We start from the raw sequence: 20,969 nt of genomic DNA, 5'->3' as shown, positions 1-20,969 counted from the left end.
AATCTATATAAATGTAAACGTTATCAAAATAGAGAGGTGGAGACAATGAGTAAATTTTTCTTCAATCATAATCCAGCAACAGTAGAGGATGGAAGGCTTGTTAAGTATGCTGAAATTATTTATGGAGAAGGTGGCCGTTCTGTATTAGAAAATTTAATGGTGAAGGCATCTATCAGATTGCGTGATCGTTATCCGAATAAATCTGACGAGCAGATCTCGAACCTCGTAAATAAAGGCATCCATGATATGTTTCAAAAATATGTGAGTGAGTAAGAGTAGCCAATGGCTGCTCTTATTTTTTTGTATAAGGATTGTATCTCTAGCTGAAAATAAGGATGTATTTTGAAAGATATAAAAAGGAGTGATAAAGATGAGTAATGGAATTGGTCGTTCAAAAGAAAATCTTCCAACTGATGCTAATCATGTGAGCGCAAAGGATCGTGCGCATCAAAAACGTATGGCAAAGCAAAAACAACAAGAGCGTAATGGCGATAGAGGATAACTCAAAAAAAGCTCCTTCTAAAACAGAAGGGGCTTTTTAAGAAAGAAAATGATTCGCGGTAACATAAAAGAGTCCGCCGTTAATAATTTGTACTGTAATGCGTGGTTCATATTGCTCTTGCAAGGCTTGTTTTTCAATTTCATAGCTTTCGGGGAGTTCATCACTTTCTTCATAAAAACGATTTAAAAGATCTAAATCGTGATTCCAACGCACTCTTGCTTCTTTCGCCCACGTATGGTCATCTTCTGCAATAATATTCTTTAAAGCATCCTCTATACGTTGTAAACCGCTTTGCGGTTTAATGATAGGCGAGAGCGTAAAACAAAAGTCAGGTATTTTCGGTGTAAGTTTAATTTTAGCTAATGTTTCATGAAAGTTTGCGATCATTGTGCCAGAAATGAGATGAATCCCAATGGAGTGAAGGATGTCTTTTTTTCGATCACATTGATAGGAAACCTTTATATTTACACCGAGCCAAGGATGGAGCGGTGTATGCGTTGCCCCGCTATGCCGTACTTCCTCATATAAACGTATGTAAGAGCCTAATTCTTTTGTCGTTTGGAAAATTTGATGAAGACGTGGTGAACCGTAGTGAATAAGCTCACCATCGTTTTCTTCACTTTCTGGATTTGTAAGAAGAGTAAGGCGCATCGGATTCGGTACGCCTCCTGTTTTCTCAAGATAGTGCCAATAAAAAGGACGGTTCATTAATAATTTATCCATCTCAATTGTTAACTGCACATCTAATAGATGAGGGGAGCGCTTTAAAATTTCGCAGTTATTCGCCTCAAAAAAATTGTATAAGTAATTATGAATTTCATGTTGCTGCATAGCCTTGCACCTCAGCTTCATTTCGTTTCGCGAAGTCGATAATAGATGTTAAGTTTTCCATCTTAATTCGGATTTCTCCTTCGCCTTTTGATTGCGCAAATATTTCTTGAATATGTGCGTCGATGTTTTTCATATTAATTCTCGTTAAAATTTCATCAAGTTCACCGATAACACGCTCAAATAAATTGATTTTTTCATATAACAGTTTCAAAATATGTTCTTCAACAGTATGTTTTGTAGCTAAGTTATAAATATGAACATCATTCTTTTGACCAAGACGGTGAATACGTCCGATTCTTTGTTCAAGACGCATTGGATTCCACGGTAAGTCATAATTAATCATATGGCTACAAAACTGTAAGTTAATCCCTTCACCACCAGCTTCGGTTGCAATTAATACTTGTGCGTGGTTTTGGAAAAGCTCCTTCATCCAATCTTTCTTCCCGCGTTTAAACCCGCCGCGGAATGGAACGGAAGAAATACCGTGTTGTTGTAAAAACCATTGTAAATACATTTGCGAAGCTCTATATTCAGTGAAAATAATGACTTTATCGTCAATTTCTTTTATAAGTTCTAGTGCTTTATTCGCTTTTGAGTTGAAAGGAATATGATTAATTTTGTCCATTAGCACATCAATATGCGGGTCTTTTATGTAATGCTCATTTTCTTTCTGCCTTTTTTCCACATGTTTTTTTAATGAATAGTAAACAGCTTCACGACTACTACACGCTTCCCGTTTTAAAGTTAACGATGAGAAAGCAGATGTGAAGGCATCTTGTCCTCGCCAATTTTCAATACCATTATACAAAGCTTGCTCTTCTTCATTAAACTCAACAAAAATTGTACGTACATGTCTCTTTGGCCAATCAATTCCGGTATTATGACGTCGATTTCGGACCATCACTTTGTTAATAAGAGATTTTAAATCTTCATCAGATTCGGCGGAACGATTTTTTGAAGCGTAATATTCTTCAAAGTTGGATTGATTGCCTAAATGTCCTGGCTTTAATAAAGAAACGAGGTTGAAAATTTCATCAATCTTATTTTGAACAGGCGTAGCGGTTAATAATAAGCAAAATTTCTTTTTTAATCGTTGTGCAAATTCATAGTTTTTTGTTTTATTATTTTTAAGTTTATGTGCTTCATCGATAATAATAAGGTCATATTCTAAATTCAAAACAATATCGCGATGCGGTGAACGTTTTGCAGTATCAATTGATGATACAATTACATCGGCTTGTTCCCACGAGTAGCTTTTCTTTTGGGCTACAGCTGGAATAAAAAACTTTGTATTTAATTCGTATGCCCATTGTGATACGAGAGAGGCAGGGACGAGTATAAGTACTTTTTTCACAAGGCCGCGGACCATATATTCTTTTAAAATAAGCCCAGCTTCAATCGTTTTCCCAAGTCCCACTTCATCTGCTAGTATCGCTTTACCATTCATTTGTTCAATGACATTTTGAGCGACTTCTAATTGATGAGGAAGTGGTGTGAAATGAGATAAATGCTTCGGTGCTTGTAATCCATCGAAAGTAGGAACAAGTAACGATTTTTCTGTTTTATAAGCTAAATGATATAAATCCCAATTTGTCCAAGGACCATCTTCATTAATTCTATTTAAAAAATTGTTTTGCCACGTTCGATCTACGGAAATATCGACATTCATTACGACTCTCCCACCTTTTATAAACTAAAGTAATTATTAAAAAAATCTTTATTATATAAGCCTTGTAATAAGGCTCTATTACACTTGCTGAAAGTTAAAGAATAGGAATAGATAAAGGGCTAAATTTTGAAAATTGTATTTAATAAGATTAAGAATGAAAAATTCTAAATTATTTTTTATGCTAGAATATTGATGAAATATAGCGAATAATGTTAGGATAATGGTGTGAAATGTGTGGAATCTTTCGTATTTTATCCAAGAAAGTGATTTTTTATTTACGCTTTCATAAAAAAATATAATGAGATTCCGTATATCCTATCTTTTCAGAGTGAAAATGTTTAGATATGGCGAGCAACTTTTATTGATTTGTCAAAGCATAAGGGGGAGAGAGCATGATTACATTACAACGTACACCGTTATTTGATGTATACGCGAAGTATGGTGGAAAAACAATCGACTTCGGTGGTTGGGAATTACCAGTTCAATTTTCAAGCATTAAAGAAGAACATGAAGCTGTACGTACGGCTGCAGGTTTGTTCGATGTGTCTCATATGGGAGAAGTTGAGGTAAAAGGTGTAGATAGTTTAGCATTTTTACAACGTGTTGTTACAAATGACGTTTCTACCTTAAAGGTAGGAGGCGCACAATATACAGCTATGTGCTACGAAAATGGTGGTACAGTAGATGATTTATTAATCTACAAACGTGGTGAAGAAGACTATTTATTAGTAATCAATGCATCAAATATCGAGAAAGATTACGAATGGTTAGCTAGCCATGTAATTGGCGATGCGACAGTAGTCAATGTTTCTAGTGAAGTTGCACAGCTTGCAATTCAAGGTCCAAAAGCAGAAGGCATTTTACAAAAAGTTGTGTCAGAAGATTTGAAAGAAATTAAGTTCTTTAAATTTAAAAACGATATTCTTGTAGATGGAATTCCAGCACTTGTATCTCGTACAGGTTACACAGGTGAAGATGGATTTGAAATTTACTGTAAGAGTGAAGATGCTGCAAAACTTTGGGAGAAACTTCTTGAAGTTGGAGCAGAAGAAGGCTTAAAAGCATGTGGTTTAGGTGCTCGCGATACACTTCGCTTCGAAGCAACATTACCACTTTATGGTCAAGAATTATCAAAAGATATTACACCGATTGAAGCTGGCATTGGCTTTGCGGTAAAACCAAATAAAGAAGCCGACTTCTATGGAAAAGAAACGTTAAAAGAGCAAAAAGAAAACGGTGCGCCTCGTAAGTTAGTCGGCATCGAAGTAATCGAACGTGGAATCCCTCGTACACATTACCCTGTATTTATTGGAGAAGAAAAAATCGGGGAAGTAACGAGTGGTACACAATCTCCAACGTTAAAGAAAAGCATTGGTTTAGCACTAATTGATGTAAAATACGCAGCAGTTGATACAGAAGTAGAAATTGAAATTCGTAATAAACGCGTCAAAGCAGTAGTTGTTCCAACACCATTTTATAAACGTTCAAAGTAACGGGGAGAGGGGTAGATTTCATGTTGCATCGTTATCTTCCAATGACAGAAGAAGACAAAAAAGAAATGTTACAAACGATCGGCGTTCAAACGATCGATGAGTTATTCTCTGATATTCCAGAGAGTGTTCGTTTTAAAGGGGATTTAAAAATTAAAGAAGCAAAATCAGAGCCAGAGCTTTTAAAAGAGTTAACTCAAATGGCTAGTAAAAATGCTAACTTAAAAGAATACGCTTCTTTCTTAGGAGCAGGTGTATACGATCATTACGCTCCAGTAATTGTAGATCACGTTATCTCTCGCTCAGAATTTTATACAGCTTACACGCCATACCAACCAGAAATTTCACAAGGGGAATTACAAGCGATCTTTGAATTCCAAACAATGATTTGTGAATTAACAGGAATGGATGTAGCAAACTCTTCTATGTACGACGGAGGTACAGCTTTAGCTGAAGCGGCAATGCTAGCAGCTGGCCATACTCGCAAAAAGAAAATTCTTGTATCTAGTGCAGTTCATCCAGAATCAAGAGCAGTACTTGAAACGTATGCAAAAGGTCAACATCTTGAAGTTGTTGAAATTAATCATAAAGATGGTGTAACAGATTTAGACGTATTACAAAGTGAAGTAGATGATACAGTTGCTTGTGTAATCGTTCAATATCCAAACTTCTTCGGACAAGTTGAAAAATTAGCTGATATTGAAAAAATCGTTCATCAACAAAAATCATTATTTATCGTTTCTTCAAATCCATTATCATTAGGCGCATTAACACCACCAGGAAAATTTGGTGCTGATGTTGTAATCGGTGATGCACAACCATTTGGTATTCCAACGCAGTTTGGTGGACCACACTGTGGTTACTTTGCAACAACGAAAGCATTTATGCGTAAAATTCCAGGACGTCTTGTTGGACAAACTGTAGATTCAGATGGTAAACGTGGATTTGTATTAACGTTACAAGCACGTGAACAGCATATTCGCCGTGATAAAGCGACGTCTAACATTTGTTCAAACCAAGCGTTAAATGCATTAGCAGCATCAGTTGCGATGACGGCACTTGGTAAACAAGGTGTGAAAGAAATGGCACGTCAAAACATTTCTAAAGCACAATATGCAAAACGTCAATTTGAAGCGAAAGGCTTCACTGTAACATTTGCTGGACCATTCTTCAATGAGTTTGTTGTAGATTGCAAGCGTCCAGTGAAAGAAGTAAACGATGCATTATTACAAAAGAATATTATCGGCGGTTACGACCTAGGCCGTGATTATAAAGAGCATGAGAACCATATGCTTGTAGCAGTAACTGAGCTTCGTACAAAAGAGGAAATTGACACACTTGTAAACGAAATGGGGGCTATCCAATGAAGAACCAAGACCAAGCACTTATCTTTGAAGTGAGTAAAGAAGGACGCATAGGATATAGCCTACCAAAATTAGATGTAGAAGAAGTGAAACTAGAAGATGTGTTTGAGAGCGATTATATTCGAGTAGAAGATGCAGAGCTACCAGAAGTATCTGAGCTTGACATTATGCGCCACTATACAGCACTTTCAAACCGTAACCACGGTGTAGATTCTGGATTCTATCCACTTGGATCTTGTACGATGAAATATAATCCGAAAATTAATGAGAATGTAGCTCGTTTCGCAGGATTTGCAAATATTCATCCATTACAAGATGAAAAGACAGTACAAGGTGCAATGGAATTAATGTACGACTTACAAGAGCACTTAATTGAGATTACAGGTATGGATACTGTTACATTGCAACCAGCAGCTGGTGCACACGGAGAATGGACAGGCTTAATGTTAATTCGTGCATACCATGAAGCAAATGGTGACTTTAACCGTACGAAAGTAATTGTTCCTGACTCTGCTCACGGAACGAATCCAGCATCTGCAACTGTAGCTGGCTTTGAAACAATTACAGTAAAATCAAATGAACATGGTCTTGTTGACTTAGAAGATTTAAAACGTGTTGTAAACGAAGAAACAGCAGCACTTATGTTAACAAATCCTAATACATTAGGTCTATTCGAAGAAAATATTTTAGAAATGGCAGAAATCGTCCATAACGCAGGTGGTAAATTATACTATGATGGTGCAAACTTAAATGCGGTATTAAGCCAAGCGCGCCCAGGAGATATGGGATTTGACGTTGTGCATTTAAACCTTCATAAAACATTTACAGGTCCTCACGGCGGCGGTGGCCCAGGTTCGGGTCCAGTAGGTGTGAAAGCTGATTTAATTCCGTACTTACCAAAACCAATTTTAGAGAAAACGGAAAATGGCTATCACTTTAACTATGATCGTCCAGAAGCAATTGGGCGCGTAAAACCATTCTATGGTAACTTCGGAATTAACGTTCGTGCATACACATATATTCGTTCTATGGGTCCAGATGGACTACGTGCAGTAACGGAGTATGCGGTATTAAATGCGAACTATATGATGAGAAGATTAGCACCATTCTATGATCTTCCATTCGATAGACATTGTAAGCATGAGTTTGTATTATCAGGTCGTCGTCAAAAGAAACTTGGTGTACGTACATTAGATATTGCAAAACGCCTGCTTGATTTCGGTTACCATCCACCGACAATTTACTTCCCATTAAATGTGGAAGAATGTATTATGATTGAGCCGACAGAAACAGAATCAAAAGAAACATTAGATGGTTTCATTGATAAGATGATTCAAATTGCTAAAGAAGTAGAAGAAAATCCAGAAGTTGTACAAGAAGCGCCACATACAACGGTAATTAAACGTTTGGATGAAACATTGGCTGCTCGTAAACCAGTTTTACGTTATGAAAAGCTAGCTCCTGTACAAGTTTAATTAGAATAACAAAGGAAGAACTCGCTATATGCGGGTTCTTTTTTTGTATGGAGAATTTGTCCCACATTAACGGGCAGTAAAACTCCCACCTGAAAACTCGGCTGGTGCAAAGGCGTTAGGTGGGAGATAAACTGCCCGTAAATGTCCGATTGGTTCAACTAATAATCAGTGGGGATGAACAAAAATCCCCCGCTGATTAAAGTTTCACTTTATGCAGAATTAGTGAAGAAAATGTTAAAATTTTATATTTTTTGTTTCATAATGGTGTAAAGAAGTAGTTTTATAGGTGATTTTGTTGAAAAAGTCAGTTTGATAAAAGTATTTATTTTTGTTAGAATTTTATTGAAATTAAGAAGATGCAATGAGATAGGAATGACTCATTTTTATGTATATGTGAAAAAACGAGCAAGTTGGGGGTGAAAATGTGGGATATCGGTGTTATAGAATGATATACCATTTAGAAAATGGAAAAACGATTAAAGATGTAAAAGAATTTTGTTATCGAGATCAAGGAAAAGTATTAGAAAGAGTAGCACATCGTGTAATGGATAATAGAGAAGTGACGGCAATTGATAAGAAAGGAACAATCATTTCAATAGCATGTGAGGACATTATAAAGGTGGAACTTGATTACATAACAGAAATTTAACCTTGAGTCATATAGAATTATTCGATACAATATACTGTTGAATGGTGACGAGAGAAGAGAGGAGTTTATTATGGGTAGTACAAGACACTTTTATATGTTTATCTTAGCGTTTGTTCTTGTTGTAGCATTAACGATTTATTTAATTGTTGATAGCACTTGGTACAACACAGTTCATCCGGCGTTCCTTCTGTTTATGTATGTAGGAATTGCGGTAGTGAGTTTTGGAATGAGAGATGAGATGTTAGATCGCTTTGAAAAGTGATACATATACGAAAGACCAACAGGAAAATGTTGGTCTTTTTTTCTTGCCAAAAATAGGATGTTGTGTATATACTGTATATATAAGGTATATACAGTATATACACACTGGAGGAAAACATGAATATTATTATTTCGAATTCTTCCCAAGACCCTATTTATGTACAAATAAGAAAACAATTAAGCCAGCTTATTTTAAATGGTGGTTTAAAGGGTGGAGACCAATTACCGTCTATTCGTAGCTTAGCGAAGGAATTACAAATTAGTGTAATTACAACGAAGCGTGCGTACGAGGAGCTTGAAAAAGAAGGATATATAGAAACTGTTGCTGGGAAGGGGACTTATGTTTCACGTAAAAATAATGAACGACTAAAAGAACAAAGGCTTCGGCTATTGGAAAGTAAAGCGGAAGAGATTGTAAATGAAAGTAAAGCGTTGCAGCTTTCACTTGAAGATTTACAGCAGATGATTGCGTGTTTATATGAGGGGGAATAAAGAGTGCTAGAGCTAAAAAACGTTTGTAAAAGTTATCAAGATTTTGCAGTGGAAAATATAAGTTTTACATTACCACGCGGTTATATTATGGGATTTGTTGGACCAAATGGAGCCGGGAAAAGTACGACGATCAAAATGATTATGAATTTAATTAGAAAAGATAGCGGCGATATAAAAATTTTTGGCAAAGACAATAAGAAATCCGAGAAGGAAATAAAACAAAATATTGGTTTTGTATATGATGAAAATCATTACTACGAAGATTTAACGTGTGAACAAATGAAACGTATTATTGCACCGTTATATAAAAAGTGGGACGAAGAGCAATACAAATCGTATATGCACAGATTACAAGTTCCGAAGTATAAAAAAATTAAAGAACTCTCAAAAGGGATGAAAATGAAATTTGCGATTGCCATTGCACTTTCACATCACGCGGAGTTTATCATTATGGATGAACCGACAGCAGGGTTAGATCCAGTTGTTCGAAGTGAATTACTTGATATTTTGCAAGAAATTGTAATGGAGGATGAAGTATCCGTATTATTCTCAACGCACATTACAACAGACTTAGAGCGCATCGCAGATTATATTACGTTTATCAACGATGGAGAAATTATATTTACTGGTGAGAAAGATGAATTAATGGAGAACTACGTAATCGTAAAAGGAAGTAACGATTTATTAGACCGAGAAGGAAAAGAGCTATTTGTGGGATTACGAAAAAATAAGTTTGGTTTTGAAGGTTTAGCGAAGGATAAACAAGCAATTGTCGATTGGTTTGGAAATGAGGTTGTAATAGAAAAGCCTACATTAGATGATATTATCGTTTACACCGCAAAAGGGAGAGGTGCCTATGCGTCAGCTCATCTATAAAGATTTGTTCTTTTTTCGGGGGATATGGCCAGTGTATCTTATTATACCCTTTATATTCCTTTTATTTGAAAACGGTGATGGAATGCTGTTTCCTATGAGTTGTTTATTTATAACTCTTTCCGCAGTTATGATATTAGTCGCAATAGATGAACGAAATACAAGTGACATTATTATGAATAGTTTACCGTTAAGCAGAAAGGATATCATAATTGCTAGATATATTTCCTGTGCAATATTCATTGTAGGGGGCATGGCTTCCACTCTGCTAGTTGTTTTTCTTATAAGGTGTATCGCTGTTATTGGTGATATCGTTACATACTATCCTAAACTTTATATTGAAATTTCATGGTACGAAGTAATAAATGGAATTGTTTACGCCGTATTTTGGATGGCCACTTTTTTCCCTATTTATTATGTTACAAAATCAAAGGTGGTAATAAGTATAATAGCAGCAACTTCAATACTAGTTGGGGGGATACTTTGGATATTTATTAGTGATGGGCTGAAGGAAGTAGCACCTTCATTCCTTGAGTGGATTATGAATCCTCTGCATATTGGTGTATTTATATTTGGATGCATCGCATTAGTCAGTATTTATATCGCTTCTATGTTTCTTACAATTAAAATTTATGAAGCACGTGATTTGTAAGGGGGAATTGCATGCAACAGTTAATTTTGAAGGAGTTTTTCTTACAAAGAAAAATGGTAACTACTCAGCCACCTTTTGGTGTCTTTTTTTATTTTACTTGTTTCATATGCCTCCCATTTGTAAATACTGAGTATATCAAACAGGGAGGTGAATAGGATGATCCATCGAAAAATCATTTTAGATGCATATAAAAAAGGACCTGAAGCTGTTATTTCTTTATTTGAAGAAACATTTTCTAAGTTAGAAAAACGTATACAAGAACTAGAAAATGCTTCAAAAAAAAACTCCAAAAATAGTCATAATCCACCTTCTACAGATGGTTTGGGTAAGCCCGTTACAAAAAGTTTGCGCAAACCGTCTCATCGTCAAACCGGTGGCCAGTTGGGCCACAAAGGACATACGCTTTATTTGACAACGACTCCGGACCATACGATTACCTATTCTCCTACACATTGTACTTGTTGTAACACTTCCTTACACCAAGAACCTGTAAAAGGATACCGCATTCGCCAAGTGTATGATTTACCACCTATCCAGATAGAAGTGACAGAACATAAAGTGTCACAAAAAGAATGCCCACATTGCCATTCTATCCAAGAATCACAATTTCCTTCTACTGTCTCTCGTCCTGTTCAATATGGTCCAAATATAAAAAGACTGATTCCCTATTTAACGCATTATCAGTGTCTTTCTTTGAAACGAACGAAAGAATTCTTTCAAGATTATTTTGGGCATTCGATTAGTGAAGGAACGTTAGTCAATCATACAAACAGTTTTTCGGCTCAATTGCAGCCCTTTCTTCAAGAAGTAAAAGACAAGATCCTTCAGTCTTCTGTTGTCCATTTTGATGAAACCGGTATGCGAGTAAAAAATAAAACACAATGGTTACATACCGCTAGTACACCGGAGGTGACCTTGCAACATATTCATCAAAAACGCGGAAAAGAAGCAATGGATGCAGGCGGAATTTTACCGTCTTTTTCTGGAATTGCGATGCATGATGGTTGGAAATCGTATGATGCGTATACAGATTGTCGACATGTATTATGCAATGCCCATCTCTTACGAGATTTGCAAGGAATTATAGATAGTACGGGGCAAAAATGGGCTCAACAGATGCAGAAATTTCTCACGCAAGCTTTAACGCTGAAAAAACAATACAAAGGAAGTCTGCCAAAAGCAAAGCAACAGAATCTGTTTACTGTCTATCAAGCCATATTGAAAGAACAACCAGTCTTTTCTGCAAAATTAAAAAAGAAAGGAAAGCAGACGCCTGCTCAAAATTTATGGAATCGCTTCGTCAAATATGCTGATAGAATTCTAGCATTCTTGGAACATCCAGACATTCCATTTGACAATAATCAAGCGGAACGGGATATTCGAATGACGAAAGTCAAACAGAAAGTGTCTGGGACTTTTCGAAGTAAGAAAGGCGCAGAATCCTTTTGTCAGATACGAAGCTTTATAACTACCATGAAAAAACAAAAACAATCTGTCTTACGAGCAATAGGCCAGGTTATAGAAACCGGAACGGTTCCTTTGAATCGCACAACTTCATAAGAGAAATTCTCTATTTGATCTAGATTCTTTCTCTTATTGGAGTATTTTCTTTTCATGTTTTCGAATCGGAAACATGTATTTGGCCTGTTTTTTTATTTGAAGAAGCTGAGTAGTTACGAAAAATGTTTCTTATCTATTTGATCTTACCAATATACGGAGCATTCCAAAATTCTATAGAACCATTTCAATTGGCATATGTTTGTTTTGCTATATGTCTTTTGACGATTTCAATCTCTTTATCAAATGAAGAGAAAAATAGTACGGAAAAAGTATTAGTAAGTCTACCTTTTACTAGGAAAGATATTGTCATTGCGAAATACATATCGACACTATATTTTATTGCATTCAGTCTAATCGTTACATTTATTTTCTTTGTACTACCTATATTTGTATTAAAAGAAAATATAAATATTCCATGGTATGCATTATTTATAGCTATTTTCTTTTCTGTTTTTTATGCCGTTATAATCCTTCCAATAAAATACAGTGAGGATAAGCGAACGGTTACCATGCTTGGAGCAATTATGCTTTTTCCTATAATAGGTTTGTTAGGTTTTATGTGTAATATATTTACTGATGAAAGGCTCATGTTAATGTTTTTTCGAACTTCAGATGTACGATTAGTTATAAGTATTTTAAGTATAGGCGCGTGTGTAAGTTATTTAGCTTCAATGTTTGTAGCTATTGTGAGTTTTAAAAAGAAAGAGCTTTAATACTTATGGCCTTGTCTAATATAAAAACTAATAAGTGATGTTAAGGAATGAGTTTAGTGAGGTGTAATACATGATCAAGCAATTAGTTTTAAAAGATATGATGTTGCAAAGAAAGGTAGGGGTTGTTGGTTTTATATGCTTGCTTTTCCTAGCAATTGTTGATTTCGGTAGCGACACTTTTCTGTTGAAGCTTAGTATAACTATACCTATCCTTGGAACAATATGGTCGACGAGTTATGAGGCTAGGAATAAGAGTGAAAAGATATTAAATAGTTTACCGTTTAATCGTACAGACATTGTCATAGCAAAATACATATTTGTAAGCATTTTAGTTCTTTTAGGTGTGGTTTTCTCACTTTTAGTTGGTCTAATTCAGTTACAAAATGAACATATAACTGGATTTATGCTGTGGGGAGCGATTCTTGGCGGAATAACGGGAGGATTGGTTTATATCATGATCGTACTTCCAATTGAATTTTTGGTAGAATATAGCAGTTCGAAACAGGCCGCTTATTTTATGGGAGTTATAATTGGGGGATTAAGTGGAGTAATTGTAAGTAGTGTATGGTTAGATGTTGAGAATGCTTGGAGCACGAGTTTAGTCGTAAATATTTGTTTTATAGCAGTGCTGCTTCTTTTATATGTTATGTCTATGTTACTCTCAATTCATTTGTATAGTGAGCGTGATTTGTAAGGGGGAGGAGAATAGTTTTGGAACAACTAATTTTAAAAGATTTTATTATTCAGTGGAAGTTTTTAATGTGGTACATATTATACCCTATTCTCTTTTATATGGCCTTAAAAGATACGGGAAATGTATTCGTAATTATGTCGGTCATTTTTACAGTTATGGCGACGATAAAAACGTTTGAAGCCGATGGTAAAAATGAGAGTGAAGTAATAGTAAATAGTTTACCGATATTGAAAAAAGAAATTGTATTTGCCAAATATGTCGTATCGATTATTATTCTTTTCATAAGTGTATCAATTGGTTGTTTTATGATGGTAATGAAAAATGGAACTAATATATTTGAATTTATTGAAACAACAGTATTTACTAGTATTAGCTTCATTTTAGTATATTTAAGTTTTGTTCTACCGATAGCGTTTTGGCTAGGGTATAAAAAAACTATTTTTATTACGATAGTAATATTCATGGCACCGATTGTTATTTTAGAAACTTTGTTTGAAATCAACCTAGAACAAATTCAACTATATAACAGCGTGTTATTCATTAGTTCAATATGCATGTTCATAGTATCTATCTTCGTTTCAGTGAAATTATATGAGAAGAGAGAATTTTAAAAAGTGCCTTATATAAGGCACCTTCTTCAATAACGACAATATGAAAGTAAGAGTTTATAAACAGAGAGGCTATTCGGTACAACATCTTTTGGTGTATGTAATATAAAGCTGAAAATGATAACGAAAATGAGAAAGAAGAAAAATAAAAATAGGATCTGCTTATGTATAGAATTTTGCATAGTATTCACTCCTTTTTTAGGTAGTATGTCCAAAAGAAAGGAGTGTATGAAAAATGTTAGGGGGGAGAATGATGAACAAAAGAAAATGGTTATATAGAATAGGGATATTTTTATTTTCAATGGGTCTCGTATTAGCAAATTTTTACTCAGATATACCATCACCATTTCCTAATTTGCATAATGGGATTGGTATAAGCGTTGTTATAATTGGTCTTCTTTGTCTTATCACATCAAACTTCTACAGAAAATTTGAATGAATACAAAAAAGGACAGTTACTCTTTTTCAGAAGTACTGTCCTTTTTAAATAATTTATTCCATAGTTTGGCGATACTCCATATAATGACGATTGCAATGGAGGCAATAATAGACCAAACAATAGATGCAATTTCAAGTGCCATGCTAGGAAGAAATGTAAGAATGGATACTACTTTATGAAACAACCATTCTATTATATGAAAACTGATTTGCAGTAGAATGACGATCCCGAGTGTAATCCATGCTAACATTTGTTTTCCTTTTTCTTTCCACATGACATTCACCTCACGTTAGCTTAATAGTTTTAAGCCAACAGCGCCGCATAGAATGCAACTTAAGAAGGCAAGACGACGCCAATCCGCTGATTCGCGGAAAATAAGAATACCTAGAAGTGCACTTCCCGCAGTTCCGATTCCAGTCCAAATCGCGTAAGCAGTTCCCATCGGTAACGTGTTCATCGCAAGGGATAAGAAGAAGAAACTTACGCCGAAGTTAGCGATTAAAATAACTTTTGGTGCCCAGCCTTTCTTTTCAGTGGCTACTTTCATAAAGAGTACACCAATAATTTCACAAATACCAGCTAGAATTAAAAATAACCAAGCCATTTTATGCGGCCTCCTTCGCTTCTTTTTCTTCTGTTACTCGTTTTAGCCCAATTACTCCGAAGAAGATTAAACCAATTAATAGAACTTTTACAATAGAGAAAGGTTCTCCGAAGAAGAAAATCTCTGTAAGAACGATCCCACCAGCTCCAATTCCTGTAAAGACTGCGTATACAGTGCCGACAGGTAAATCTTTATAAGCTCTAAATAATAAGACGAAACTAATTGTAATTAATAACGCAACACCAGCCCATTCAAGTGGAGCCTCCGCTTTTTTAAGTCCAATCACCCAAAAGATTTCAATAATACCAGCTAAGATTACATAAATCCATGCCATATGTCATTTCTCCTTCCTACCAGTCGTTAGGTAAAGGGCTTAAAAACGACGCATTGCAAAGGAGCAATCCGTCAGTTTGAAAGACCTCGCCAAAATACTTGCCAAGAGGCGTTTAAACGAGTCTCAAAGCGATTTAAACCTGCAAATAGTAGTTCAACCATAAGTCCGTCCAGTAAGCATAGAAAAGCTTCTAGAGCGTCTTTTACTTCAATGTTATGCAGTTCACTTTGCTCGTTTGCCTGTTTAAATATAGGGAATAAAAGTTTTCCGACGTTTTCAATGTGTGCATTCGCTTTTTCGATAATTTGTACGCGGAATGCATCAGGCGGAAAATAGGAAGTTCGTAACCAAAACATTGATTCTTCACTTTCACCAAATCGTTTTGCGTAGCCCTTTAGTAACTGTAAGAGCAATTCTTCAGTAGACGAATTTGAAAATTTGTCGATATCGTCTGTGAAGCTCTGTAAATCTTTTTGAAGAGCGGATTCTAAGCATATAAAATATAGCTCTTCTTTTCCTTTAAAGTGTGCGTAAATCGATGGTTTTTTAATCCCGACTTCTTGAGCAATATTTGCCAATGAAGTTCCTTCATAGCCGTAGCGTGCGAAATGAGAAAGTGCTACAGCTTTAATGCGGTTTGCTGTCATTTTCATCCCCTACCTACCGTTCGTTAGGTTCATTATATGAGATAGAAAATATAAAGTCAATAGGTGAAGAGCTGAAAAAGAGCGCTATAGGTAACGCTCTTTTTTCAGACAGTATCTCGCTCAATTAAATGGAATGAAAGCTCTTCTGCGTTCCCGTCAATTTGCTCGCTTTGGATTTGTTTATGGAATAAAGAAAAAGCATGTGAGCCCATTGTAAGGCCGGGATGCTCAATTGTTGAAATTTCTAACGCCTTTGAAATTTCATGATTATCAAATCCAAGGATAGCAAGTTCTTCAGGGACTCGAATGCCATGTTTTCGCGCCTCTGTTAATAAACCAGCTGCAACTTGATCGTTCGCTGTAAAAATAGCGGTTGGGCGATTTTTCATGTTTAAAATGCGATGAAGTATTTTTGCACCATCCTGCATCGTATAGCATTGATGAAAAATCCAATCTGGATGTACCGTTTTACCTTCGTTATGAAGCGTATCAGCAAATGCTTTTTCGCGCTCCATAGAATTTGCACTCGTTTTTCTTGCTAAACAGATTCCGATTTTTTCATGGCCTTTACTGAGTAAATAGGCAGTGCCGAGACGGAAGCCTTCATAGTGATCTACGTAGACGGATGAAATGAGGGGATGCTTCATCTTTTCACATGAAATAATAGGGGCAAATTTTGCGAAAGGTTCAATTTGTTCCCAAGAACTCGTTCGAGAGCAAATAATCATTCCATCGAATTGTTTCATTTTCATCATTTCAAGAACGCGAATTTCTTCGAGGCTATCGTAATTTGTTTGACATAAATTAATGTGATATCCAGCTGCTAATGCTTCGTTTCCGATTCCTTCAATAATGGTACTGAAGTATGGAAGATTAATGAAGGGGAGCATAACCCCGATTGTATATGTTTTTCCCTTTATTAAATGAATAGCATTTATATTTTTGGCATAGTTCAATTCTTCAACAGCATCTAGAACACGCTTACGTTTTTCTTCTTTTACGTAAGGGTGATTATTAAGGACGCGGGAAACAGTTGATATGGATACACCAGCGGTTTTTGCAATTTGTTTTATATTGGCCATATGTATCACCTCTTTCCTTTATTATAAGGGCAAAATAATAAGAATGAAAAAATCTTGACCTGAAAAGCTTTTCACAAACTATGTTATAAACATGACTTCTGTTATTCGCGTAACCTTTTTATTTGGGCGTGAGAATGATGGGGGTCTTTTTTGCGTCTATAATAGAGTTTTTGTCAAAATGTGTGAGAATAACGTAGAAAGTTTTCAAAGGGGGAGTTTGTTAATGAAGCGAATATGAATAGCATATAAACGCTTCATTCGTAAAGAGAGCGGTATGAAGAAAGGGCGGAAACAAATTGAAAAAAAGAATCATTTGTTTCGTGTTTTCTAGTCTAGTACTAAGTTCATGTTCGTTTCAGCAAACGATGCAAGAAGAAAAAAATTTTGTGGGAACAACAGGGGGAGTGATGGATCGTGTTACGGATCCTATTCCGCTAAAGGAGCTTCCGAAATATTTTCCAGTGAAATTTAAAGTTCCAGCGTTTTTACCGTATGACATTACGAGTGATGTGAAGGGGGAAGTCAGAACGATTGGGAAAAAGAACGCTGTCTTAATGATTAAATATAAACAGCGGGAGCCAGGTAGAAATGAGTATATTGAGTTAAATGTTGCGAACTTTCCTTATAGTTTTCCGGATTTCGTGGAAGAGAAGCGATTTCAAGAACAAATGAAATTGAATAGTGGAGCATTCGCTTATTTTAAAAATAAGGATGACTCTGGGCGAGGAGATGAATTCGCTACGCTTATTTGGAAAGAGAAAGGACTTGAATATCAGCTGCTGTATCGTAATGCACAAGAGAATGATAAAGATGTGATTAAGCAAAATTTATTATACATTGCGAATAATATGGAATGAAAAAACTAGCTGAATGATTCAGCTAGTTTTTGTATGTTATTATTTCTTTTTAATTTTTCCAGTCCACGTTTTGAATCCACCTTGTAATTGGTAGAAATCTTTGTAGCCTTGTTTTTTTAAGTATTGAGCTGCACGACCAGTACGGAATCCGCTTTGGCAGTATAAGTAAACTGGTTGATCTTTGCGAAGTTCTTTATGACGAAGGCGAATTTGTGATAACGGAATGTTACGTGCGCCTAAAATATGTCCTGCAGTATATTCGTCTGCTTCGCGAATATCGATAAGCTGTGCTTTACGGTAGCCAGCGCGAAACTCTTCTTCTGAAAGTGTTTTAATTAATTTTCTCTGATAGAAATACATCCATACAGTGTAGCCGATGAACGCTACGATTACGGCTAATAAAATAATCCAAGTTGTTGACACGATTCTATCGCTCCCTTTTTTCTTATCCTACTTTCAATATTATAATGACCGTATGTATTTATGCAACAGATTCATTTGCATAATAAGAAGAAATTTCGTATTCTTTCACAAATTTTGTCGAATTTGGTAGACTAGAGAATGTGAAAAATAATTGGTTATATGAGGTGCAGGATGGGAAAAGAAAAATGGTGTTATATTAACTCTGGTCAATGTTCGCCGGCATTTAATATGGCGTTAGATGAATGTTTATTAAATTGGCAAAGTGAAAAGAAAATGCCACCAACCATTCGTTTTTATGAATGGGAAGTACCAACATTAACAGTTGGGTATTTCCAGCGTGTTGAAAAAGATATTAATATGGATGTAGTTAACGAAAAGAAATATGGATTCGTTCGTCGTCAAACAGGCGGCAGGGGTGTACTACATGATAAAGAATTAACGTACAGTGTTATTGTGTCTGAAGATCATCCAAATATGCCAAAAACAGTTACAGAAGCGTATCGTATTATTTCGCAAGGTTTATTAGACGGTTTTAAGGCATTAGGATTAGAAGCATATTATGCAGTTCCAAAAACAGAAGCAGACCGTGAAAATTTAAAAAATCCACGTTCAGGAGTATGCTTTGATGCACCGTCTTGGTATGAAATTGTAGTAGAAGGAAGAAAAATCGCAGGTAGTGCTCAAACACGTCAAAAAGGTGTGATTTTACAGCACGGATCGATTCCGTTAGAAATAGATTTAGATGAATTATACGATCTGTTTTTATTCCCGAATGAACGTGTAAAAGAGCGTATGAAGAGTATGTTCTCTTCTAAAGCGGTAGCAATTAATGAATTAACAGACCGTACGTTTACAATCGAACAGTTAATTAAAGCGTTTGAGGTTGGGTTTGAAAAAGGATTAGATGTAGAGCTTGTTCCGTATGAATTAACAGAAGAACAGTTACATGAAGTGCAAACATTAGCAAAAGAGAAGTATGAAAGTAAGGAATGGAATTATAAAAAATAAGAGGTGGCAATTGCCACCTCTTATTTTTTTATAGTAAATTAAGTACTTTTTCTACTTTGATTCCTTTATCTTGTAAAGAACGAAGGCGATTTACAACGTCCATAATTTCTTTGTCAAATGTAACGCTAATACCTTGGCTTTGTAGTTCTTTCTTTAAGCTTTCAATAGAATCATCTATGTCGATGCCAAGCTCGTAATCTTGACAAACTTCAATCGTCTTTTTCACAAGTTTAACATAATTTTCTTGTAGTTTTGTATTTGTTTCAGTCAAAGCAGGTTGCTTCGGTTTTGCAGGAGCGACCGGTGCTGTCTCTTGCTTTGTAACTGGAGTTGGTACTGCTTTTTTCACAGGTGCTGGAGTAGATAGTTCCACGGCTGCTTCTACACTTACTGGCTTCGGTGTCGGTACCGGAGTAGGTTTAGGTGCTGCAGGTGTTTCTACTCGCGTAACAGGTTTTGGAGCAGGTGTAACTGCTTTTGGAGCTTCTACAACTACTTCTTTTTTCGGAGTAGCTTCTACAACAGTTTCTTCTTGCTCAGCAGCTTCTTTATTTTCTTTGCTCCACATAACGCGTTCAACTTCTAGAGAAACATTATTTTTGTTCATCGCTGTTAATGTAACTTTACCAACTTCAGCGTTCCCAGTGAAATCAACAATTTTATAAATAACACTCTTGTTCCAATCCACGTTTCCGCTCAAAAATAATTCTTCGTTACATTTCGGCGTTAAGCCCTCGATTTTAATTTCTGCGTTTACACCGTTTTCACTATATACCATAATTAGCGAAGCATTTACATCTTCGTCTGCTAACATTAGTTCACGTACCATTTTGCCGGTGCGTACTTGCGTTTTCTTCTTAACTGACATTTAATTTCTCCTCTCAAAAATTCAGTAATAATAAAAAAATCGTATAACGAAAAATAATTGCTCACGAAGATTTATGATACCGATAATAAAAGCATCACGTCAACAATTAACTTTAATTATTTTGCATTTTTCTTATTTTCTTTATGAAATTTTTCAATTTGTAAAATTAGACAGAAGAAAAACAGCCTTTTGAAAGGCTGCTAAAAATTTGATTTTTTGTATAGTAATTTATATAAAACAAAAAATAAGATAGCGATTAAGGCATTTTGCCAAAAAGTTAGATGATAAAGGAGATAAGGTTGTTTTCTAAAATAAATATTTACGAATATAGCTGAACAAAATGGAGTGGCAAAAGCGAGCCCGAATAGAATTCGTCTTTTCCAATTTACCTTTTTATTAAAAGAGTAACGCTTTAATAAATATAAAATAAGTAGTACTCCTAGTACAATTAGTGAAACAGACAAAGTAGTTCCAGGGATGCTAAAAGGTGAGCTTATTATATCGGTATCTTTTTCAAACAGGAAAATGAAAAGAGAAGCAAGGGCATCCATTCCAAACTGTATAGCAAGAAGTAAGCTAATAACAAAACCGATTAAAGAAGTTTTTTCTAATTTTGTTTGGGCGGGCAAAGCTGATATAAGTTCATCGCAGTAAGACTGTAAATCATCTCCAAAGATGTCATAAGCATTTTTATTTTCTGCTTGTGCTTCGATGAGGTGGTCTAATATTTCTAACAAAAGTTCTTCTACTTGATGTTCGGGTACATTAGATAATCGAACATATACTAGCATATCACCATAAGCAGTTTCGTTTTCGGAAGTTAGAAGCTCACGTTTTTTATTATTCAATTCAATCATGTCTTGTGCATTCATCC

27 protein-coding genes are annotated in these 20,969 nt (G+C 35.5%); 17 read left to right on the top strand and 10 right to left on the bottom strand.

Annotation, left to right across the window (positions count from 1 at the left end; translation table 11 throughout):
- Nucleotides 1-45: 45 nt before the first annotated feature.
- Nucleotides 46-273, top strand: a complete 228-nt coding sequence (locus tag QCI41_RS11550) for a hypothetical protein (RefSeq protein WP_000032702.1) — start codon at nt 46-48, stop codon at nt 271-273.
- A gap of 97 nt (nt 274-370) precedes the next feature.
- Nucleotides 371-502 (top strand): hypothetical protein, encoded by a 132-nt coding sequence (locus QCI41_RS11545; protein ID WP_000064661.1) that lies wholly within the window; start codon nt 371-373, stop codon nt 500-502.
- A 36-nt stretch (nt 503-538) separates the two neighbouring features.
- Here the strand turns inward: QCI41_RS11545 and QCI41_RS11540 are convergent, their stop codons facing one another.
- Together QCI41_RS11540 and QCI41_RS11535 are read right to left on the bottom strand one after the other, a co-directional pair.
- Nucleotides 539-1,333, bottom strand: coding sequence for a YqhG family protein (locus QCI41_RS11540; protein ID WP_001183977.1), 795 nt, complete (start codon nt 1,331-1,333; stop codon nt 539-541).
- Nucleotides 1,320-3,002: a DEAD/DEAH box helicase gene (locus QCI41_RS11535; protein ID WP_353837436.1), complete on the bottom strand. Its 1,683-nt coding sequence runs from the start codon at nt 3,000-3,002 to the stop codon at nt 1,320-1,322. The genes QCI41_RS11540 and QCI41_RS11535 overlap by 14 nt, the downstream gene beginning before the upstream one ends.
- Nucleotides 3,003-3,394: 392 nt before the next feature.
- On the opposite strand from QCI41_RS11535, the gene gcvT reads away from it, so the two are divergent.
- From gcvT to QCI41_RS11470, 13 genes are all read left to right on the top strand, one after another.
- Nucleotides 3,395-4,495 (top strand): glycine cleavage system aminomethyltransferase GcvT, encoded by a 1,101-nt coding sequence (gene gcvT, locus QCI41_RS11530; protein WP_353837437.1) that lies wholly within the window; start codon nt 3,395-3,397, stop codon nt 4,493-4,495.
- Nucleotides 4,496-4,515: 20 nt separating this feature from the next.
- On the top strand, nt 4,516-5,859 hold the full coding sequence (gene gcvPA / locus QCI41_RS11525; protein ID WP_000903246.1) for an aminomethyl-transferring glycine dehydrogenase subunit 1: 1,344 nt from the start codon (nt 4,516-4,518) through the stop codon (nt 5,857-5,859).
- The gene (gene gcvPB / locus QCI41_RS11520; protein ID WP_000795689.1) at nt 5,856-7,331 is read left to right on the top strand and encodes an aminomethyl-transferring glycine dehydrogenase subunit 2; all 1,476 of its coding nucleotides are present in this window, start codon (nt 5,856-5,858) and stop codon (nt 7,329-7,331) included. Before gcvPA ends, gcvPB begins: the two co-directional genes overlap by 4 nt.
- Nucleotides 7,332-7,776: 445 nt before the next feature.
- The gene (locus QCI41_RS11515; RefSeq protein ID WP_353838839.1) at nt 7,777-7,980 is read left to right on the top strand and encodes a DUF3929 family protein; all 204 of its coding nucleotides are present in this window, start codon (nt 7,777-7,779) and stop codon (nt 7,978-7,980) included.
- A gap of 70 nt (nt 7,981-8,050) precedes the next feature.
- Nucleotides 8,051-8,242 (top strand): hypothetical protein, encoded by a 192-nt coding sequence (locus tag QCI41_RS11510; protein WP_000535935.1) that lies wholly within the window; start codon nt 8,051-8,053, stop codon nt 8,240-8,242.
- Nucleotides 8,243-8,358: 116 nt separating this feature from the next.
- Nucleotides 8,359-8,733 carry a GntR family transcriptional regulator gene (locus QCI41_RS11505; RefSeq protein ID WP_353837438.1) on the top strand — a complete coding sequence of 125 codons (375 nt, stop codon included), beginning with the start codon at nt 8,359-8,361 and terminating at the stop codon, nt 8,731-8,733.
- A 3-nt stretch (nt 8,734-8,736) separates the two neighbouring features.
- Entirely contained in the window at nt 8,737-9,609 is an 873-nt protein-coding gene (locus QCI41_RS11500) for an ABC transporter ATP-binding protein (RefSeq protein WP_353837439.1), read from the top strand.
- The gene (locus QCI41_RS11495; protein ID WP_353837440.1) at nt 9,590-10,258 is read left to right on the top strand and encodes an ABC-2 transporter permease; all 669 of its coding nucleotides are present in this window, start codon (nt 9,590-9,592) and stop codon (nt 10,256-10,258) included. Before QCI41_RS11500 ends, QCI41_RS11495 begins: the two co-directional genes overlap by 20 nt.
- Before the next feature lie 156 nt (nt 10,259-10,414).
- Entirely contained in the window at nt 10,415-11,818 is a 1,404-nt protein-coding gene (tnpC, locus tag QCI41_RS11490; protein ID WP_353836579.1) for an IS66 family transposase, read from the top strand.
- A 122-nt stretch (nt 11,819-11,940) separates the two neighbouring features.
- Nucleotides 11,941-12,531, top strand: coding sequence for an ABC-2 transporter permease (locus QCI41_RS11485; protein WP_353837441.1), 591 nt, complete (start codon nt 11,941-11,943; stop codon nt 12,529-12,531).
- A gap of 70 nt (nt 12,532-12,601) precedes the next feature.
- Entirely contained in the window at nt 12,602-13,225 is a 624-nt protein-coding gene (locus QCI41_RS11480; RefSeq protein ID WP_353837442.1) for an ABC-2 transporter permease, read from the top strand.
- A gap of 17 nt (nt 13,226-13,242) precedes the next feature.
- Nucleotides 13,243-13,836, top strand: coding sequence for an ABC-2 transporter permease (locus QCI41_RS11475; RefSeq protein ID WP_353837443.1), 594 nt, complete (start codon nt 13,243-13,245; stop codon nt 13,834-13,836).
- Nucleotides 13,837-14,083: 247 nt separating this feature from the next.
- The gene (locus QCI41_RS11470; protein WP_483299053.1) at nt 14,084-14,272 is read left to right on the top strand and encodes a hypothetical protein; all 189 of its coding nucleotides are present in this window, start codon (nt 14,084-14,086) and stop codon (nt 14,270-14,272) included.
- A gap of 16 nt (nt 14,273-14,288) precedes the next feature.
- On the opposite strand, the gene QCI41_RS11465 is transcribed toward QCI41_RS11470, so the two are convergent.
- From QCI41_RS11465 to QCI41_RS11445, 5 genes are all read right to left on the bottom strand, one after another.
- Nucleotides 14,289-14,546 carry a DUF3975 family protein gene (locus tag QCI41_RS11465; protein WP_353837444.1) on the bottom strand — a complete coding sequence of 86 codons (258 nt, stop codon included), beginning with the start codon at nt 14,544-14,546 and terminating at the stop codon, nt 14,289-14,291.
- A 15-nt stretch (nt 14,547-14,561) separates the two neighbouring features.
- Entirely contained in the window at nt 14,562-14,876 is a 315-nt protein-coding gene (locus QCI41_RS11460) for a DMT family transporter (RefSeq protein ID WP_046956356.1), read from the bottom strand.
- A 1-nt stretch (nt 14,877) separates the two neighbouring features.
- On the bottom strand, nt 14,878-15,210 hold the full coding sequence (locus tag QCI41_RS11455) for a DMT family transporter (protein WP_353837445.1): 333 nt from the start codon (nt 15,208-15,210) through the stop codon (nt 14,878-14,880).
- Between the two features lie 71 nt (nt 15,211-15,281).
- Complete coding sequence (locus QCI41_RS11450; RefSeq protein WP_353837446.1) at nt 15,282-15,863, bottom strand: TetR/AcrR family transcriptional regulator; 582 nt, start codon at nt 15,861-15,863, stop codon at nt 15,282-15,284.
- Between the two features lie 98 nt (nt 15,864-15,961).
- On the bottom strand, nt 15,962-16,939 hold the full coding sequence (locus QCI41_RS11445; protein ID WP_353837447.1) for a LacI family DNA-binding transcriptional regulator: 978 nt from the start codon (nt 16,937-16,939) through the stop codon (nt 15,962-15,964).
- A gap of 320 nt (nt 16,940-17,259) precedes the next feature.
- Here QCI41_RS11445 and QCI41_RS11440 point away from each other — a divergent pair, with 320 nt between their 5' ends.
- The gene (locus QCI41_RS11440; RefSeq protein ID WP_353838841.1) at nt 17,260-17,796 is read left to right on the top strand and encodes a DNA polymerase III subunit delta; all 537 of its coding nucleotides are present in this window, start codon (nt 17,260-17,262) and stop codon (nt 17,794-17,796) included.
- Nucleotides 17,797-17,835: 39 nt separating this feature from the next.
- On the opposite strand, the gene QCI41_RS11435 is transcribed toward QCI41_RS11440, so the two are convergent.
- Nucleotides 17,836-18,219 (bottom strand): rhodanese-like domain-containing protein, encoded by a 384-nt coding sequence (locus QCI41_RS11435; protein WP_000108656.1) that lies wholly within the window; start codon nt 18,217-18,219, stop codon nt 17,836-17,838.
- 171 nt (nt 18,220-18,390) lie between these two features.
- Between QCI41_RS11435 and QCI41_RS11430 the strand changes: the two genes are divergently transcribed.
- Nucleotides 18,391-19,227 (top strand): lipoate--protein ligase family protein, encoded by an 837-nt coding sequence (locus tag QCI41_RS11430; RefSeq protein WP_000514071.1) that lies wholly within the window; start codon nt 18,391-18,393, stop codon nt 19,225-19,227.
- Between the two features lie 28 nt (nt 19,228-19,255).
- Here QCI41_RS11430 and QCI41_RS11425 read toward each other — a convergent pair whose 3' ends face one another.
- Nucleotides 19,256-20,095 carry a hypothetical protein gene (locus tag QCI41_RS11425; protein WP_353837448.1) on the bottom strand — a complete coding sequence of 280 codons (840 nt, stop codon included), beginning with the start codon at nt 20,093-20,095 and terminating at the stop codon, nt 19,256-19,258.
- A gap of 200 nt (nt 20,096-20,295) precedes the next feature.
- Nucleotides 20,296-20,967, bottom strand: coding sequence for a DUF1129 domain-containing protein (locus QCI41_RS11420; protein ID WP_353837449.1), 672 nt, complete (start codon nt 20,965-20,967; stop codon nt 20,296-20,298).
- Between the last annotated feature and the right edge of the window lie 2 nt (nt 20,968-20,969).

Source organism: Bacillus cereus group sp. MG4 (genome assembly GCF_040460055.1).
Lineage (GTDB): Bacteria > Bacillota > Bacilli > Bacillales > Bacillaceae_G > Bacillus_A > Bacillus_A wiedmannii.
This window is presented reverse-complemented; position numbering and strand designations above follow the sequence as displayed.

Coding starts and splice junctions, on each gene's coding strand:
- QCI41_RS11455 (WP_353837445.1), bottom strand. CDS start 15,210: ATGGCATGGATTTATGTAATCTTAGCTGGTATTATTGAAATCTTTTGG.
- QCI41_RS11495 (WP_353837440.1), top strand. CDS start 9,590: ATGCGTCAGCTCATCTATAAAGATTTGTTCTTTTTTCGGGGGATATGG.
- tnpC (WP_353836579.1), top strand. CDS start 10,415: ATGATCCATCGAAAAATCATTTTAGATGCATATAAAAAAGGACCTGAA.
- QCI41_RS11460 (WP_046956356.1), bottom strand. CDS start 14,876: ATGGCTTGGTTATTTTTAATTCTAGCTGGTATTTGTGAAATTATTGGT.
- QCI41_RS11510 (WP_000535935.1), top strand. CDS start 8,051: ATGGGTAGTACAAGACACTTTTATATGTTTATCTTAGCGTTTGTTCTT.
- QCI41_RS11420 (WP_353837449.1), bottom strand. CDS start 20,967: ATGAATGCACAAGACATGATTGAATTGAATAATAAAAAACGTGAGCTT.
- gcvT (WP_353837437.1), top strand. CDS start 3,395: ATGATTACATTACAACGTACACCGTTATTTGATGTATACGCGAAGTAT.
- QCI41_RS11425 (WP_353837448.1), bottom strand. CDS start 20,095: ATGTCAGTTAAGAAGAAAACGCAAGTACGCACCGGCAAAATGGTACGT.
- QCI41_RS11445 (WP_353837447.1), bottom strand. CDS start 16,939: ATGGCCAATATAAAACAAATTGCAAAAACCGCTGGTGTATCCATATCA.
- QCI41_RS11505 (WP_353837438.1), top strand. CDS start 8,359: ATGAATATTATTATTTCGAATTCTTCCCAAGACCCTATTTATGTACAA.
- QCI41_RS11485 (WP_353837441.1), top strand. CDS start 11,941: ATGTTTCTTATCTATTTGATCTTACCAATATACGGAGCATTCCAAAAT.
- gcvPA (WP_000903246.1), top strand. CDS start 4,516: ATGTTGCATCGTTATCTTCCAATGACAGAAGAAGACAAAAAAGAAATG.
- QCI41_RS11465 (WP_353837444.1), bottom strand. CDS start 14,546: ATGTGGAAAGAAAAAGGAAAACAAATGTTAGCATGGATTACACTCGGG.
- QCI41_RS11470 (WP_483299053.1), top strand. CDS start 14,084: ATGATGAACAAAAGAAAATGGTTATATAGAATAGGGATATTTTTATTT.
- QCI41_RS11480 (WP_353837442.1), top strand. CDS start 12,602: ATGATCAAGCAATTAGTTTTAAAAGATATGATGTTGCAAAGAAAGGTA.
- QCI41_RS11430 (WP_000514071.1), top strand. CDS start 18,391: ATGGGAAAAGAAAAATGGTGTTATATTAACTCTGGTCAATGTTCGCCG.
- QCI41_RS11550 (WP_000032702.1), top strand. CDS start 46: ATGAGTAAATTTTTCTTCAATCATAATCCAGCAACAGTAGAGGATGGA.
- QCI41_RS11515 (WP_353838839.1), top strand. CDS start 7,777: ATGATATACCATTTAGAAAATGGAAAAACGATTAAAGATGTAAAAGAA.
- QCI41_RS11545 (WP_000064661.1), top strand. CDS start 371: ATGAGTAATGGAATTGGTCGTTCAAAAGAAAATCTTCCAACTGATGCT.
- gcvPB (WP_000795689.1), top strand. CDS start 5,856: ATGAAGAACCAAGACCAAGCACTTATCTTTGAAGTGAGTAAAGAAGGA.
- QCI41_RS11535 (WP_353837436.1), bottom strand. CDS start 3,002: ATGAATGTCGATATTTCCGTAGATCGAACGTGGCAAAACAATTTTTTA.
- QCI41_RS11540 (WP_001183977.1), bottom strand. CDS start 1,333: ATGCAGCAACATGAAATTCATAATTACTTATACAATTTTTTTGAGGCG.
- QCI41_RS11450 (WP_353837446.1), bottom strand. CDS start 15,863: ATGAAAATGACAGCAAACCGCATTAAAGCTGTAGCACTTTCTCATTTC.